Origin of the sequence: Phaeodactylibacter sp., assembly GCF_040219495.1 — a bacterium.
Taxonomy (GTDB): Bacteria; Bacteroidota; Bacteroidia; order Chitinophagales; family Saprospiraceae; genus Phaeodactylibacter.
Map to the genome: position 1 here is coordinate 75,511 of NZ_JAVJSK010000080.1, position 16,995 is coordinate 92,505.

The following is a 16,995-nucleotide window of genomic DNA, read 5'->3' on the forward strand; positions in this document are numbered from 1 at the left end:
CGGTTATTTTAGTTGGCCCATTTTGCTCCGGTTGCCGCGCCAGAGTTGAAAATCATTGGCATCTACCTGTCCATCGGCATTCAGGTCAGAGCTATCGTAGGTGGCAGCCTGTCCCTGTTGGGCTTTCCAGAGGTTGTAGTCCTGATTATTGACGATGTGGTTGTGGTCGGCATCGCCGGAGCGCATCGCCCAAATCTGCCCGGACAGCTTGAGCTGAGTATCGCCCATCGCCCGTGCTTCGTCTGCGCTAAAGTCATACTGGAAGCTCGGGTTATTGGTTGGGATAGGCTCAGCAGAAACGACCGCGAGGTGGTTTCGGTGGAATACAGCCAGGTGGTAAGTGCCATCGGCAACTTCATCGAATGAAATACCGGGGGTGCCATTAGTGTCCATCAATTGCCCGTCGGCCCGGAGCAGCACGGCACTACGCGCAACGACGTTGGATAAATCGTTGGCGGCCCGCAGCTCTACCAGCAGCCAGTCGACGGTATCCGCCGGCCAGGTTACAACGCTTTCTGTGCCGTTGTAGGCAAAAGGAATGGCCGCATAGGGCTGTTGGTCTGGCAGGGCATTCTGTTCCAGCAACTGCGTATGCATCCGCTGCGATTGCGGATTGTAGAAACCTTCCAGGAAAAGCCGGACCCGGATGCAGGCGCAGGCTACCGGGGGCTGTGGCGTGTAGTAGCAAGATGCGGGCACCAGATTGTTGGGGTTGATGAAGCTGGGCCGGTTGTTGATATACGCACTGTTGATGAAGGTGCTCTGCAAAGCGTTGTCATTGGCACCCAGCCAGTCTTGCAGCACAGTAGAGAACACCTGCCGGTAGTCGTACTGTATTTGTGCCGGATTCGGTGCCCCGGGGTTATCCTGATCGCTCAGGTTGACGTTGTTGCCTACAACACCGCCCTCAACGCCTTTTCCAACCAGGAACATAGAGCTCAGCGTGCCGTGGTCGGTGCCCTGACTGCCATTCTGAATGATCTTACGGCCAAATTCAGAGAAGATCACGGTGAGCACGTTGTTGTCCAGGCCCAAACTCTGCAGGTCTTCCTGGAAAGCGTTGACAGAGGTGCTCAGATCGCCCAGCAGATTGGCGTGGGTGCCCTCGGTGGTATTGCCCGACTGATTGATATAGTTGTGGTTGTCCCAGCCGCCTTTGCTGGCCATAAACATTTTGGTGCGGCTGCCCCCGCTCAGCATACGGGCAATGGTTTTGAGCTGATTGCCCAGGGAGCTATCAGGGTAGTCTGCGGTATTCGTACCGGCATTGAAAACATCCGATATCCGTGAGGCATACACGTTCACACTGTTGCTAATGGTCTGAATGTGGCTGAGGATGCTGCCGTGCTCCGTATCCGGAATTTGTGGGATAGGCGCGCCGCCCAGAGACGAGATCAGGGTGTAAAAGCCGGCGGGGTCCTGCCCGGAGAGGTTGATCTCCAGGCGGTGTTCAGCTGCTGAGTGGAACCCGGTGGAAATGGTGTTGCCAAATAGCAAGGCCAGGGGGTCGGGCTCTCCGTCAAACGGTGTGCCGTTGTAGCCGGGGTAGCGGTCTTGCAGGAATCGGGCCATCCAGCCGTCTTTTTGATCCTGAATGGCGCCGCCGCTGCCGGTCAGCCAGTTTTCGGTAGACTTGAAGTGAGACCGGTTGGGCTGATCGTAGCCTACGCCTTGTACCAGGGATAGGAGGCCGTCATCGTACAGGTTTTTAAATTCCGCCAGGCGGGGGTGAAGCCCGAGTGCCTGCTCATCGCTCAAATTGCCATCCAGGGTGAGGAGGCTTTGTTCGGGCAGGTGTATGGTAGGGCGGAATTGGGTGTACGCAGAAAACTGAGACAGTGGAACGGCCGTATTGAAAATATCATTCGCACCATTCAGGAATATAATGACGACGCTGCGGTCGGTCACCTCACAGGGGTTCGGTAGAAATGGCGTGGTGGAAGCCAGTCCCCTCAGCGGCAATGCGCCGCCCAAAAGCGGGTACAAGCCGAGCGCTGCCGATTTTTGCAGAAAGTTTCTTCGATTCATATTAGTGGATTGTGCTCGGGTTTTTAGAAAGTTTGGAATTCGGGAGAGCCGACCACGGCTTCGAACAGATCGGTCAGGGCTACCTTTACGGACTCGTCGTTGCCGGTCTGCAGGTAGCCTTGCCATTCAAACATCCAGTTGATGGGGCTGAGGTCGCCCAGCAACTTTTGGAGGAAGTAGTCAAAGCGTTCCCCCTGCGGCATTTCGGGCAGGGCAAGCTCCAGGAATTGCCGTACCAGTTCGTCTGCATACTCCTGATGGGTAAAGCGGTTTTGGAAAAATGGCACAAGGTCAATCTGAAATGGGATATCCCGGTTGTTACGTACCGTCTTGCCTTCCAGTAAAGAATAAGGCAGCCGGAAGCGGTGGGCAATGGTCGACTGATCGAACCAGAATTTGCTGTAGTTTGGGCCCTTGAAAAAGCCGGGGTAGCCTTCTACCGATAAGGGGTAAAAGGTAAAGCCCAGATGCTCGAGGTGTTCGTAGAGGAAGCGCTGCGCGGTAGTATCATAATACTCAGGGTTTTCATTCAGCACGCCCATTTGATTGGCATCAAAGAGGTTGATGGCGCCCAGCACATAGTCGAGCGGGCTCTTGAGCTTACCACCAATAATCTCGTCTTTGCTGTTGCTGTCCGCTTCGTCGAAGAAATGACGGCTGCAAAGGAGGGTGCGCAGGGTGTTTTCGATCTGGTAGTCATCATTGTAAAGCTGCTCGCTCAGGGGCATGATCACCGCTTGCTCCACAGCTTCGCTGATGTGGTCGCTCACGAAGAAGCGGTAAAGCCGCCGGACGTAAGCGCGGGCGGTTTCCTGCTGTTCAAAAATCATATCTACAAACTCCTGCAGCTCCCGGTACATATCGGCTTCATCGGTAGCGCCCAAAATGGTCCGGTTGCCAAAGGCGGTGGTGAAGGTTTTGTTGCCGCGGTGGTGGCGGTTATAAATAGCCCGGCCGGTTGCCAGCCCTGTTTCGGGGTCTTTATGCTCAAAGAAGTGGTCGTCAAAGCCAGTCAGTACGCGGGCGGCTTGTACGATGTCTTCCTCGGTATAGTTGGTATAATCACCAGTACCCTGTACGGGCCCTTTCAAAATAGTGAAGAGCTCAAGGAACTCCCGGGCGTAGTTCTCGTTGGGGCTGTCCTTGCGGTTGTTGTTGTTATTGAGGTACCGCAACATCTTATTGTCGAGGGTAACCTTGTAGGCCAGGGTCTTGATGTTGCCCGTGGCGTATATCTGGAATAGCCGGAAGAGGTCAAATTCCGACCAGTCCCGGTCCTGTTCGGTTACGAAGATACTGTGCCAGAAGAGGGCCATTTTGTGCCGTACTGAAGGGTCGTGCAGCATTTCGTTGGCCACCCACATCCAAACCGCCCGCCGTTTACGCCCCATGAAGGTATTCGGGCCGTTATCGTAAGGGCCGGTGGTGAGCCAGGCGGTACCGTTGTCCATCCAGTTTACTGGCCCCTCAGGGTGGGTGAGGGGAGGGATTATGAGCAGGGTTTCCACCGCTTCGGTAGCCGTTTTGCCGGCAAATTCATCGATCCGGTCTGCAGGGACATAAAAGGAAGCCCGCCGTAGCAAATGTGCGGCTAGTCTTTTGCCAAGCAGTCCGGGCCGGGGACTTAGGTGCGACATAGGTTTTTAGGTTGATAAGCAGATTAATGAATGTCGATTTCGGCCCAACCACTTGGGGGAGCTGTGCTTTTGCGCACAACACGCAAAAAGCAGCCGTGTAGCGGCCCGGTAAAAGTATTGTAGTAGGATTGCGAAGTGTTTGCTTAACGGTTATCGTTGAGCTTTAGCAGGAAAAATGGAAAAGGATATAGAGGAACCCCTCTTGAATTTCATTCAATATTAATAATATTTGAGTTTTTGATCAAGTATACCCGGATGTTTTTCTAAATAAATTAATGCTTAGCTTTGTAAAAAAAGATCAAATGGCCAAAATATACATTTTTATACTGCCCGTTTTGATGGTCCTAACGAGCTGTCAATCAGACCATAATACAAGTACTACTTCAGCTGCGCACCAACTCGGAGCGGTTAACCTGAAAGTGAGCGGTGCACCGGAGGCCCTGCCAGATTTTGAGAAAGGGCTGCTACTGCTCCACAGCTTTGAGTATGAGGACGCCCGGGCGGCTTTCCAGAAAGCACAGGAAGTGGATGCAGACTTTGCCATGGCTTACTGGGGCGAGGCCATGACCTACAATCAGCCGATCTGGCACCGTCAGCAACAAGCCAAGGCGCGCGCCACCATGCAGCGGCTGGGGGGGACACTGGATAAACAGCTTAGCAAAGCCGGTACGGCGCTCGAAAAAGATTTTATCAAATCACTTGATGTCCTCTACGGTGAAGGCGAAAAAGAAGACCGTGACCTTGCTTATGCCGATTTCATGAGCAGCCTTTACGAAAAGTACCCCGACAATCAGGAGGTGGCGGCTTTCTATGCCCTGTCCCTGCTGGGGAGTGTGCAGGCGGGCAGAGACGTGGCGGTGTTTGAGAAGGGTGCAGGTATTGCGCAAAGCATCATACGCGAAAACCCGGAACACCCCGGGGCATTACATTACCTGATCCACTCTTATGATGATCCGAATCATGCCCGCCTGGCAATCGATGCTGCCAACCGTTATGCCAAAGTAGCTCCGGATGCCACCCACGCCCTACACATGCCCTCACATATTTACGTGGCTATGGGCATGTGGGAAGAAGTGGTGAATTCCAATATCGCTTCCTATGAGGCTAGTATCAAACGGATGAAAGCCAAAGACCTGGACAATGACGCCAGGAGTTACCATGCGTTCCACTGGCTTCAGTATGGCTATTTGCAAAAGGGATCCGTTGAGGAGGCCGAAGACATCCTCAGTCAAATGGTGGGCTATACGCAGGAATTACCCTCTGTGACTGCCCGTTCTTACCTGGTGCGTATGCTGGGCAATTTTTTGGTGGAAACCGGCAATTGGGACCATCCGCTGGCCGCAACTGAAGTAGACCTGAACGATTTGAATATCAGCCATCAGGCGGTAGGGTACTTCCTGAAAGGCTATCAGGCTTACCGGCAGGAGGACGAAGCAGGTCTGGCGGCCCTCATTGATACGCTGGCGGACAAGCGGCAGCAAGCGTCCATGATTATGGCTACGGGCGGTGCGCCCATGTGCAGTACGAGCAGCGCCTGGGGCAGTGCCAATAAAGTAGAGGTTAAGCAGGCAGAAGTGATGGAAATTGAGCTTAAAGCCTTGTTATGGCGCCTAAGAGGGGATGAGAAAAAAGCCGAGAAGTTTATGGTCCGTGCAGTCAATACCCAACACAGAATCGACTACAGCTACGGCCCTCCCGAAGTGGTTTATCCGGCCTATGAATTCTACGCTGATTTCCTGATGGAGAAAAAGTCTTACACTGAAGCCCTGAAAATGTACGAAATGGCACAGGAACGTGGCCCCGGCCGGACCCTGGCAGTCAACGGCGAGCTTAAAGCAAAAGAACAGTTGAGCTCCGTACAGTAAAAAGAAACAGCCGCCCACATCACGAATGATGCAGACGGCCGGTTGGGGGGAATCAAATCTTTTTTCTGCCTATATGACCCCTTGAAATCAGGAAGCGTTGCCTGATTCATAAATTCTAATGGATTGGAGTGCTGAAGTTGGGGAGCTCTTTAGCCACTGTTAGAACATGGGCTTTGTTTTGCATGTTCAGTAGGTGACCGTTCGATATCATTGATAATCAATTGATTAATTCGCTAAATCGCCACATGCAGCCTAAAACACTACTCGAATCTATTACCAATCCTTTTCGTCAGTTCATCCGAAATGAATCTTCAAGCGGGGTCCTGCTCATTATTGCTACGGTTATTGCACTAGTCTGGGCCAATTCTCCGCTAGCCCCAGCTTATTTTAGTCTATGGGATACTCCCGTGAGTATATCTATTGGTGAAAACAGCTTCTCCAAACCCCTGTTGCTGTGGGTTAACGATGGTTTAATGGCGATTTTCTTTTTTACCATCGGTCTGGAAATCAAAAAAGAAGTTCTGGATGGAGAGTTGTCAACTCCCCGGAAAGCAGCTCTGCCACTCCTGGCTGCGGTAGGGGGGATGATCATGCCGGTGGGTTTATTCTTCCTTCTGCAAGAGCCTGGTGCGGGCATGAAAGGGTGGGGGATACCTATGGCAACGGATATCGCCTTTTCCATTGGTATCCTTTCTTTGCTGGGCAGCCGGGTACCCTTGGGCATGAAAGTCTTTCTGACTGCTTTTGCAATAGTAGACGACATCGGGGCTATCCTGGTGATTACGATTTTCTATTCTCACGAAGTGCATTGGCACGCATTAGCCATTTCAGGAGGGATTCTCGCTTTTCTGTTCCTTTGCAATTATGTTTTAAGTATCAAGCGAAACTGGGTTTACTTACTGGGCGGGCTGGGCGTATGGTACTACATGTTCATGTCTGGGATTCACCCTACTATAGCCGGTGTATTGGTCGCTATGGCGGTGCCTGCTACGAACAAGCTCCGTGCCCGTCGTTTCGCCCACCGGATAGAAGACTTTCTGGATGAGTTCCGCATGGACAAAGCTGATGCGGGCGGGCCTTTTATCCCGGATGTTGAGTTGAATCAGCTACAGGATTTAAGGAGTCGTGCCCGCTCCGTGCTACCTCCTTTGCAACGCCTGGAGTATCAGCTCAATGACTTTGTCGCCTTCTTTGTTATGCCGCTGTTTGCCCTGGCCAATGCCGGCATTAAATTCAGTGGGGGGGGAGAGGTCTTCGGCCAGCCGCTTTTCCTTAATATTGCCGTATCCCTGGTGTTGGGTAAAGTGCTGGGCATTGTCCTGTTTTCCTGGCTGGCTGTCAAGTTACGTTTTGCAGATTTGCCCCTGCAAACCAATTGGGTGCACATGATCGGCCTGGGGCTGATGGGTGGGATTGGATTTACCATGGCGCTTTTTATTTCCAATCTGGCTTTGGATGCCTCTGAGCTACTGGCACAAGCCAAGTTAGGTATCCTGGCAGGGTCTTTTGTCGCCGCTGTAGGCGGATATTTCCTGTTGCGCCAATCCTTGGATAAGGAATCAAAGCAGCCCGAGGATGTCCCTGCGGCCGGCGAACAGCAGCCGGCCTGATCCGTTCAGGTTTTTTCCTTACATTTGGCGCGTAAAAGCGTGTTGAGGCTTTGGTCTTTTAGTCGAAAAATTGCCCCGTTCCAATAAGCACTAATTACTAAAGTTCCAACAAGCTCTAAACCAAACCCGCCAAATCATAAGCCTATGCAAGCTGTACAAGACTATATTCAGCAACACCGCGACCGTTTTCTGGAAGAACTACTGGACCTGTTGCGCCTCCCCTCCGTTAGTGCTGACCCTGCTTACAAAGCGGATGTGCTAAAAACCGCTGACTTCGTAGCGGAGAGCCTGCGCAAAGCAGGGGCAGACAGCGTGGAAGTGTGCCCCACTGCGGGCAACCCGATTGTCTATGCCGAAAAAATCGTGGACCCGGCACAGCCCACCGTGCTGGTCTACGGGCATTATGATGTACAGCCGGCTGATCCGGTGGAGCTTTGGACCTCCCCGCCCTTTGAGCCGGTAATCAAAAAGACAGAAGCGCATCCGGAAGGAGCTATTTATGCCCGGGGTGCCTGCGATGACAAAGGCCAATTTTTCATGCACGTGAAGGCATTCGAAGCCATGATGGCACAAGGCGCCCTGCCTTGCAACATCAAATTCATGATTGAGGGAGAAGAAGAGGTCGGCTCAGCCAACCTTGGCATCTTCTGCCGGGAAAATCAGGAAAAACTCAAGTGCGACACCATCCTCATTTCAGACACGTCCATTATTGCCAATGATGTGCCTTCCATTACCGTTGGGCTGCGTGGACTGAGCTACCTGGAGGTCGAAGTGGTAGGCCCTAACCGCGACCTGCACTCCGGTGTTTACGGTGGGGGCGTGGCTAACCCTATCAATGTACTGTGCGATATGATCAGCTCCCTTATGGATGAGAACAAGCACATTACCATTCCTGGCTTTTACGATGAGGTGGTCGCGCTGACAGCGGCAGAGCGCAAAAAGCTGAATGAGGCTCCGTTCAATCTGGAAAAATACAAGAAAGACCTGGATATCGGTGATGTGCAGGGCGAGGCGGGCTATACTCCCCTTGAGCGCGTCTCTATTCGGCCTACATTGGATGTCAATGGCATTTGGGGCGGCTATATTGGCGAAGGAGCTAAGACCGTTCTGCCTTCCAAAGCCAATGCCAAAATCAGCATGCGCCTTGTGCCCAATCAGGACCCTGAAGAAATCACCCAACTATTTAAGGAGCACTTCGAGCGCATCGCCCCGTCTTCCGTAAAGGTGACAGTGACGCCCCACCACGGTGGCGAACCTGCGGTAACACCTACGGACACTCCTGAATATCTGGCGGCCGCTAAAGCAATGGAGCAGGCTTTTGGCAAAACGCCAATCCCCACCCGGGAAGGCGGAAGTATTCCAATCGTTGCACTGTTTGAGCAGGTGCTGAACGCAAAAAGCGTACTCATGGGCTTTGGCCTGAACAGCGATGCCATCCACTCGCCCAACGAACACTACGGCTTGTTCAACTTTTACAAAGGAATTGAAACGATCCCTTACTTCTTCCAACATTATGCGGGGATGAAGTAAGGAGGGCTAAATCAAGTCCCGGGCTCACCCGGGACTTGATTTTACTGCACCCCACTTTTTACTTTAAGCCCTTAAATTTGATACCCAGGTCCATTTTTAGGTCCGGGTTTTTGAGGTCTTCCTGCGGGATTTCAATCACCACAGTTTGGTTGTCGACCCGGGTAGCGTATTGGGAATTCAGGCGCTTTTTGACCTTACCCGGGAAGTGGATCGTCAGGCGGTAAGGCTCATCACCGAGCATACCTTCCATCATCTCCATTTGCTGCCGGTCTTCTTCACTCATATCGCCTGCATCCTCTCCGCGGCGGGAGACGTTCAGCGTTTTGCCGTTCAGGGAGAACAAGGTCTGAGCACCGAGAGCATCCCCTAGCATATCGGTCTGCGGGCCGGCAGCTTCTGCGCCCCGCATTTCCATCAGGGTACTCATCAGGTCGCCCCCGCGTTCAAAATTGGTGATATCATCAAAACGGGTGATGGTCGTAATTTTGAACATAGCCGCTGATCGGTCAACCTGCATGCGAAGCTGCATCCCCATTAGGTTGTTGATCATATCGATATTCGTTTGTTTTTCTGCCTCTGTAATGCCTGCTTCTTCTGGGTTGACCGATTGGAGGCTGTCCAGGAGCATCTTCAGGGTACGGCCCTCTTGCTTCATTTCTCTCTCGACCAGGGTTGTAAAGTTGATCAGGGTGTCTGCCGATTCAGATTGCAGCAGGCCCTCCATCATTTGGGTGAAAGGGTCTTTTTCTTCTCCTTCTTCCTCCGATTCACTATTGAGCCCCATAAGCAGGAAAGGATAGACGCCGCTGAGGTCCATTGTCGATTCGTACCGGCCGCTGCCGTCCGCCTCTATCCAAAGTTCTTCTTCATTGCTGGAGCAAGAGGTGAGAAAGACGACTACCGAGAGCGCAATAAAGTACAACAATTGTTTCATCAGGTTTTAAATTTTCGGGATGAAAAGATGTGTAAAGATAGGGATTATTCTTACCCTTGAGCGCTTACCTGTTGTAAAAAACGGATAGCTTACCTATCTATATTAGTAGGAATTCTTTGATGTCATAGGTAGAATGAAGATATTTGGGGAACAACAAAAAACAATCCTTCTTTAGCAAGTTTCGGAAAAAGAAGCGTGGCGGCAGGCATACGAAAACGAAAAGCAATGCCTCTAAAGCGTTCAGGAGTATGGATAACGGAATTTGGTAAAGGATCAAAACACGAATCGTATGGAAGCGCTTTTGGCCAAAGCCCAACAGCATTTTAAAAAGACGTATCAGGACTTGCAGCACCTATTGCAGTTGCTGCAGGAAATCCTTAAAGAAAGTGGAGAAGCGAAATTAGCCGAGCAGATCCCGTGGATTGGGCAGGGCGGTGTACCTGAGGAACTGACGCCCCGTCACCTACAGCTGTACTCTCTGGTTTTCCAATTAATGAGCATGGCAGAGATCAACACGGCAGTGCAGCACCGCCGGCGGGCTGAAGATGAGCCCGGCGATCCGGAGCCCGGGCTATGGGTGGCAGCCTTTAAGCACCTTCAGGAAGCCGGTATTACCAAAGAGGAAGCGCTGCGGGCACTGCGGCAGATTTCGGTGGAGCCGGTCCTGACTGCCCACCCTACGGAAGCCAAACGGACCACTGTGCTGGAGCACCATCGGGAGTTGTACTTACTGCTGGTGCAGCGGGAAAACCTGATGTACAATGCCCGTGAGCGCGAAGAACTGAACCTGGAAATCAAGCAAAGCCTCTACCGGCTTTGGAAAACCGGTGAAATTTATTTGGAAAAGCCGGATGTCCCTTCCGAACTGCGCAACGTCATGCACTATCTTCTGGAGGTTTTTCCGGAACTGGTGGAGATTTTGGACCGCCGCCTGGAGAAAGCTGCTGAGCATTTTGGCATGGCGCCCGGCACTCTGGCCAGAGCACACGCTTACCCGAAGATTTCCTTTGGCGACTGGGTTGGTGGCGACCGGGACGGGCACCCGTTTGTGACCGCAGAGGTGACGCAGCACACCCTGCTGAAATTACGCCTGAATGCTTTTGTCGCTATCCGGCGGAAGCTATCGCGCCTGGTCCGCCACCTGAGTTTTGCCTGTCAGATTGAAGAGCTCATACCGGAAGCCCAGGCACGCATACGCGAAATGGTAGACGAGCTGGGGCCAAAGCTGGGACAGGAAGCCCTGGACCGCAACAAAGGGGAAGCGTTCCGGCAATTTTCCAACCTGATGCAGGTGAAGCTGCCAGTAGATACACAGCGGGGGCATGCCGTACAGCTGTCTGAGCGGGAGGGCTGTTATTTTCACAGTGAAGACCTGATCAGCGACCTGACCCTGATGCAACGTGCGCTGGACGCCTACGGTGCCACTACCGTAGCCTACCGGGAAGTGGTTGTCGTGAAAAGGGTCGTGGAGACCCTGGGCTTTCATCTAGCCGCTTTGGATATCCGCCAGAACAGTGCCTTTCATGATCAGGCGGTTACGCAGCTGCTAAAGGCTGCACTCGTACCGGTGACTGATTTCGGGGCCTGGTCAGAAGAGAAACGCATGGAATTGCTCAACCGGGAGTTGGAGTCTGCCCGCCCCTTTACCCATCCGAATGCCATACTGGAACCTAATGCCCGGGCGGTGGTGGACTGCTACCGCACGCTAAAGGCACATACCGACAAATACGGGATCAATTGCCTGGGGTCCTTTATTGTTAGTATGACCCGGTCGGTGTCTGACTTGCTGGTGGTTTACCTTCTGGCCCGGGAGGCTGGCCTGACGGAAATGACCGATGAGGGCCTGGTTTGTACGGTGCCTGTGGTCCCGCTGCTGGAAACGGTAGATGACCTGGAGCGCGGCCCGGAAATTTTGCGTGCCTTCCTGCAACACCCGTTCACCCAACGGTCTATGCGCTATCTGATGCGCACCCGGCATTGGGATCAGCCCCGCCAACAGGTCATGGTGGGCTATAGCGACAGCAATAAAGACGGGGGCATCATGGCGAGTCAGTGGTACCTCTATAAAGCACAGCAGCGCTTGTCCCGCGCCGGGCAGGAACTGGGCGTGGATATTTTATTCTTCCACGGCAAGGGCGGTTCCATCAGCCGGGGATCGGGCCCAACGTCTTCCTTTTTGAATGCATTGCCTTGCGGCACGCTCAACAGCCGTATCCGGTTGACGGAGCAGGGGGAGACCATCGCGCAAAAGTATGCCTACAAGCTCAATGCAGCTTACAACCTGGAGCTATTGCTGGCCGGTACCTTTGCCCGTACTGTCCTCGACCGGCAGTCGCCCTGTGAAGGACATCCGCTGGAGGCCATCCTGGAACGCCTGGCGCAGGAAAGCCGGGAGCATTATTCGGCTCTGCTGCACACCGATGGGTTCATTCCGTTTTTCCGGCAGGCTACACCTATTGATGCGATTGAGTCGAGCAAAATCGGCTCCCGTCCGGCTAAGCGGACTGGGGCGAGCAGCCTGGCAGACCTGCGGGCGATACCCTGGGTGTTTGCCTGGAGTCAGGCTCGTTTTCATATGACAAGCTGGTACGGGCTGGGCACCGCTCTGCAGTCTTTGGAGCAGGAAAAGTCAGATGCATACGAGACCTTGGGGCGGCTGTGCACCACGGAACCTTTCCTGATGTACGTTTTGCAAAATGTAGACAATAGCGCAGGCGAAGTGGACGAAGATATGATTACAGCTTACGCTGAGCTGGTGGAAGATGAAACTATCCGGCAACGGTTCCTGGATATGTTCCGGGCTGAGCTGCAGTTGGTCCGCAAGCAGCTCGGGCAGCTTATGGGCGGTGACTATGAGTCCCGTCACCCGCGCCGTGCCCGGTCGAATGAGATGCGGGCGGTGGTCCTGCAACCGCTGCACCGGCATCAGATCGCGTTGCTGCAGCGCTGGCGGGCGCAGAAAGCTAGTGGTACCAAACAGGCAGCCCTTACCCAAACGGAGCTGATGTTAACCATTAATGCCATTGCTGGTGCAATTGGGACGACAGGGTAGGGTGGTCCCGGAAAGGTGATACGCTCGAAGCCCCGGGTGCCTGAAAGCGCCCGGGGCTTCCCAGCATCTGTTACCCCTCAAAGTGGAAGGAGATGGTAAAGGTACGCGAGAGCAGCTTTTCCAAAACGGTCGACTCCTCGATATTGTCGTTGTAGATCAGCGTATTGCCGATACCGTGTGACATCTTGATCTCCGGGGAGAAAATAAAGAAGGGGAAGAAAAACTGCACCCCTGCGCCATACTCCAGGGCAAATTCATTGGGGGCAATGCGCACCAGAGTCTCTGCCTGCCGGGTCTGGGAGTCGCTGGCTACATCGAAGGCATATTTTACACCTGCAATGACGAAGAGCCGCATGTCTTTATAGGGGGCTGATTTGTAACGGAGGTGGAAGGGCATTTCCACGAGTACGGATTCCACACGGCGTTCTGATAAGTTGGACCTCCTGCCAAAACGGGAGTAGGTAATGGTACGCTCTGCGAACGACAGGGTAGGAAGAAAGCGAAAATCGAAATTATCGCCCATTTTTAGGTTGGTCACGATGCCCAGGTTAAAGCCCGGGCCTGAAGCGGACTCTACCACTCGTATGGAGTCGCTTTGCAGGAACTGGTCGGAATTGAACGGCTTGAACCGGGAAGAGTTGTACCCCAGCGTGATACCAAAGTAGTAAGGCTTCTGCTGGAACTCGAAGAAGTTGTAGTTGCCGGGAGCCTGGGCTTCCGCCTGCTGTACCGGTAGTAAAAAGAGGAAAGCTAAAGCTAAGCTTTGCCACCGGAATAGATGGCGCAAACGCCAAGTGTTAGTGGTATGCATTGATTTGATTTAAAGCCAATTTTGCTAAGAATATCGGTGAATTGTTCCCGGTCAGGGAATGCCTGCACGGATTCATAAAGGTAACTGTAGGCTCTGGGGTCTTTGGAGGTGATCCGGCCAATACCTGGCAGGATGTTCCGAAAATAAAAATTGTACAGCTGTTTGAACGGGAAAATCCGGGGCCTGGAAAACTCCAAAACGACCAGTTTGCCGCCTGGTTTGAGGACCCGGTGCATTTCCTGCAGGCCTTTTTCCAGGTGTTCAAAATTACGTACACCAAAAGCAACGGTGATGGCGTCGAACGTATTGTCTGAAAACGGTAAATTCTCTGAGTCGCCTTGCTGCAATTCAATGATGGTGCTCAGCCCCCTTTTATCGATTTTGGTGCGGCCGATTTCGAGCATCTCATTGGCGATGTCAATGCCGATAATCTTGTCAGGCTGTAGCTGCCGTGCCGTTTCCAGGGCTACATCTGCGGTGCCGGTAGCCACATCAAGAACCATCTTTGGGGCGTCATCTTTCAGCAGGCGGATAGCCCGCTTGCGCCAGTACACATCAATGCCCAGGGAAAGCAGGCGGTTCAGAAAATCGTAATATGGCGCAATGCCATCAAACATTTTGGAAACCTGCTCTTTCTTGCTGCCCGACTGATCGTACGGCTTCACTTCCTCTGCCATAGGTTTAAATTTTTGCAAAGATATATTTTGGCAAGGGAGTAGCCGTCATACTAAAGCAAAATCCTGTTTTTTTCTTATCTTTGCCTGTCTTTGAAAAAAGGGCAAGAAAATACAAGAATAAACCGCTTACATGTCTTTGAAACAGCGAATTATCCCCGTTAACATCGAGGACCAAATGAAGTCGGCCTACATTGATTACTCCATGTCGGTAATCGTATCCCGGGCCCTTCCTGATGTGCGCGATGGCCTCAAGCCCGTGCACCGCCGTGTCCTCTTTGGTATGTCTGATCTAGGACTCACCTATAACAAAAGCTATAAAAAGTCGGCACGTATCGTAGGAGAGGTGCTGGGTAAATACCACCCGCACGGCGACTCCTCCGTATACGATACCATGGTCCGTATGGCTCAGTATTGGTCTTTGCGCTACCCACTGGTCGATGGCCAGGGCAACTTTGGCTCTATGGACGGCGACAGCCCGGCCGCCATGCGTTATACAGAGGCGCGCCTTCAGCGTATCTCGGATGACATGCTGGCTGATATCAACAAAGAAACGGTCAACTTTGCCTTCAACTTTGATGATACCCTGAAAGAGCCTACAGTACTGCCTGCCCGCATTCCCAACCTGCTGGTCAATGGTGCTTCTGGTATCGCCGTAGGTATGGCTACTAATATGCTGCCGCACAACCTCTCCGAAGTGGTAGACGGCATCGTGGCACAAATTGCCAATCCGGAGATCACCATTGAGGAGCTGATGGAGTACATTAAGGCTCCGGACTTCCCAACCGGTGGTATCATCTACGGCACAAGCGGCGTGCGGGAAGCTTTTGAGACTGGCCGGGGCCGGGTAGTGGTGCGGGGCCGTGCTGAGATACAGATGGCGGATAACGGCCGCGAGACAATTGTCGTTACCGAGATCCCCTATCAGGTCAATAAAGCGAACCTGGTGGCCAAGATCGCCGAACTGGTGAATGACAAAAAGATCATCGGCATCAGCGATATCCGGGATGAATCCGACCGCGACGGTTTGCGGATTGTGGTGGATGTGAAGCGGGATGCAATGGCCAGCGTGGTGCTGAGCATGCTCTACAAATACACCGCCCTGCAGACTTCCTACGGTGTCAATAATGTGGCACTGGTCAACGGCCGCCCGGAACTGCTCAACCTTAAAGACATCATTACGGAGTTTATCAAGTTCCGTATTGAGGTCATTATCCGGAGAACGAAATTCGACCTGCGCAAAGCGATTGCCCGGGCGCACATCCTGGTGGGCCTGCTGATCGCGCTGGATTATATAGATAAGGTGATCGACCTGATCCGCGCCTCTGCCACACCGGAAGAAGCTCGTAACGGACTGATGGAAGGCGCGTTTATTGAGGATAAAGAAAAATTCTGGGCGCAATTTGGCCCGCTCATCGAGCAGGCGGATACGGATGAATACCCCCGGGAAGGCGATAATGCCTTGTCAGAAGGTCAGGCAAGGGCGATCCTGGACATGCGCCTCCAAAAGCTGACCGGACTGGAGCGCGACAAAGTTCAGGAGGAATACGATGAGCTGCAAAAACGCATCGCTTTTCTGATGTCCATTCTGGAAAGTGAGGAACTGCAGCGTGAAATTGCCAGTGATGAACTCCTCGAAGTAAAAGAAAAGTACGGAGACGAGCGCCGTACCGATATTACCGCTGCTGACGGAGAGATCAGCATTGAAGACCTCATTGCCAACGAAGAGGTGGTGGTTACAATCTCGAACCTGGGCTACATCAAGCGGACGCCGGTATCGGAATACCGAAAGCAAAGCCGTGGTGGCCGGGGCTCCCGTGGCAGTAAGACCCGGGATGCCGACTTTGTGGAGCACCTGTTCATCGCGAGTACGCACAATTACTTGCTGTTGTTTACGGAGTCGGGCCGCTGTCACTGGCTGCGGGTCTACGAAATTCCGGAGGCCAGTAAGAATTCCGGTGGCCGGGTGATTCAGAATATCCTGGCGCTCCCAAAGGAAGACCGCGTCAAAGCGTACATTAACATTCAGGACCTTACAGACGAGGAGTTTATCAACAACAACTACATCGTCTTCTGTACGCGCAAAGGCCTGATCAAAAAGACCATGGTAGAAGCTTACTCCCGCCCACGTGCGGGCGGCATCAACGCGATCACCATCAATGAGGGGGATCAGTTGATTGAAGCGAAGCTGACCAATGGCAATCAGGAAGTCTTTATTGCAAGCCGTTCGGGCCGGGCTATCCGGTTTGAGGAATCTAAAGTACGTTCTATGGGGCGTACAGCAGCCGGCGTGAGAGGTATCAGCCTGAATGAAGATGGCAAAGATATCGCCGTAGGTATGGTGATTATCGATCCGGCGGAAGCCGAAACGGCGATCATGGTGCTTTCTGAAAAAGGGATGGGCAAGCGGACGATCTACAGCGATTACCGGTTGACCAACCGCGGGGGCAAAGGGGTGAAGAATATGCAAGTCACCGATAAGACCGGTGGTGTATTCTCCATTAAAGCGGTAAGCGAAGACAGCGACCTGATGATTACAACCCGGGATGGTATCGTAATCCGAATGGCCGTCAGTGATATCCGTGTGATGGGCCGTGCCACGCAGGGCGTGCGTTTGATCCGACTGGACAAAAGTGACGAAATGGCGGACATCGCGGTGATTCACAAATCAGATGATGAAGATGAGACTACGGTTTCACCAATAACAGACGAGGAAGAATAGGTTTAGAATTTAACATTTCGTAAATACCGATTCTTTCCGCAAATTCGTCTAAAAGAGTATAAAAAGCCGGAAAATGGGGGTGTGTATTAATCTTACAAGCCCGTTATCTGGTTATTTTAGTACAAACCAAAA

At 52.7% G+C, this 16,995-nt stretch carries 10 protein-coding genes; 5 read left to right on the forward strand and 5 right to left on the reverse strand.

All coding sequences use genetic code 11. The features are described from left to right. Positions 1-3: 3 nt before the first annotated feature. Together RIC19_RS12740 and RIC19_RS12745 are read right to left on the reverse strand one after the other, a co-directional pair. Positions 4-2,028, reverse strand: coding sequence for a DUF1501 domain-containing protein (locus tag RIC19_RS12740; RefSeq protein ID WP_350178708.1), 2,025 nt, complete (start codon positions 2,026-2,028; stop codon positions 4-6). Positions 2,029-2,051: 23 nt separating this feature from the next. Further along, the gene (locus tag RIC19_RS12745) at positions 2,052-3,665 is read right to left on the reverse strand and encodes a DUF1800 family protein (RefSeq protein ID WP_350178709.1); all 1,614 of its coding nucleotides are present in this window, start codon (positions 3,663-3,665) and stop codon (positions 2,052-2,054) included. A gap of 302 nt (positions 3,666-3,967) precedes the next feature. Between RIC19_RS12745 and RIC19_RS12750 the strand changes: the two genes are divergently transcribed. The 3 genes from RIC19_RS12750 to RIC19_RS12760 all read left to right on the forward strand — a co-directional run bounded on the left by RIC19_RS12750 (position 3,968) and on the right by RIC19_RS12760 (position 8,670). Continuing rightward, entirely contained in the window at positions 3,968-5,530 is a 1,563-nt protein-coding gene (locus RIC19_RS12750) for a tetratricopeptide repeat protein (protein WP_350178710.1), read from the forward strand. 245 nt (positions 5,531-5,775) lie between these two features. After that, on the forward strand, positions 5,776-7,140 hold the full coding sequence (gene nhaA, locus RIC19_RS12755) for a Na+/H+ antiporter NhaA (protein WP_350178711.1): 1,365 nt from the start codon (positions 5,776-5,778) through the stop codon (positions 7,138-7,140). A 144-nt stretch (positions 7,141-7,284) separates the two neighbouring features. Next, positions 7,285-8,670: a dipeptidase gene (locus RIC19_RS12760; RefSeq protein WP_350178712.1), complete on the forward strand. Its 1,386-nt coding sequence runs from the start codon at positions 7,285-7,287 to the stop codon at positions 8,668-8,670. A 58-nt stretch (positions 8,671-8,728) separates the two neighbouring features. Here the strand turns inward: RIC19_RS12760 and RIC19_RS12765 are convergent, their stop codons facing one another. After that, positions 8,729-9,604, reverse strand: coding sequence for a hypothetical protein (locus RIC19_RS12765; RefSeq protein ID WP_350178713.1), 876 nt, complete (start codon positions 9,602-9,604; stop codon positions 8,729-8,731). A 289-nt stretch (positions 9,605-9,893) separates the two neighbouring features. Between RIC19_RS12765 and RIC19_RS12770 the strand changes: the two genes are divergently transcribed. After that, complete coding sequence (locus RIC19_RS12770) at positions 9,894-12,656, forward strand: phosphoenolpyruvate carboxylase (RefSeq protein WP_350178714.1); 2,763 nt, start codon at positions 9,894-9,896, stop codon at positions 12,654-12,656. Positions 12,657-12,726: 70 nt separating this feature from the next. Here the strand turns inward: RIC19_RS12770 and porT are convergent, their stop codons facing one another. Both porT and ubiE read right to left on the reverse strand, forming a co-directional pair. Next, positions 12,727-13,443 carry a type IX secretion/gliding motility protein PorT/SprT gene (gene porT / locus RIC19_RS12775; RefSeq protein WP_350178715.1) on the reverse strand — a complete coding sequence of 239 codons (717 nt, stop codon included), beginning with the start codon at positions 13,441-13,443 and terminating at the stop codon, positions 12,727-12,729. Then, positions 13,413-14,144 (reverse strand): bifunctional demethylmenaquinone methyltransferase/2-methoxy-6-polyprenyl-1,4-benzoquinol methylase UbiE, encoded by a 732-nt coding sequence (gene ubiE / locus RIC19_RS12780; protein WP_350178716.1) that lies wholly within the window; start codon positions 14,142-14,144, stop codon positions 13,413-13,415. Before ubiE ends, porT begins: the two co-directional genes overlap by 31 nt. 130 nt (positions 14,145-14,274) lie before the next feature. Between ubiE and gyrA the strand changes: the two genes are divergently transcribed. Then, the gene (gyrA, locus tag RIC19_RS12785) at positions 14,275-16,863 is read left to right on the forward strand and encodes a DNA gyrase subunit A (RefSeq protein ID WP_350178717.1); all 2,589 of its coding nucleotides are present in this window, start codon (positions 14,275-14,277) and stop codon (positions 16,861-16,863) included. Positions 16,864-16,995: the final 132 nt, after the last annotated feature.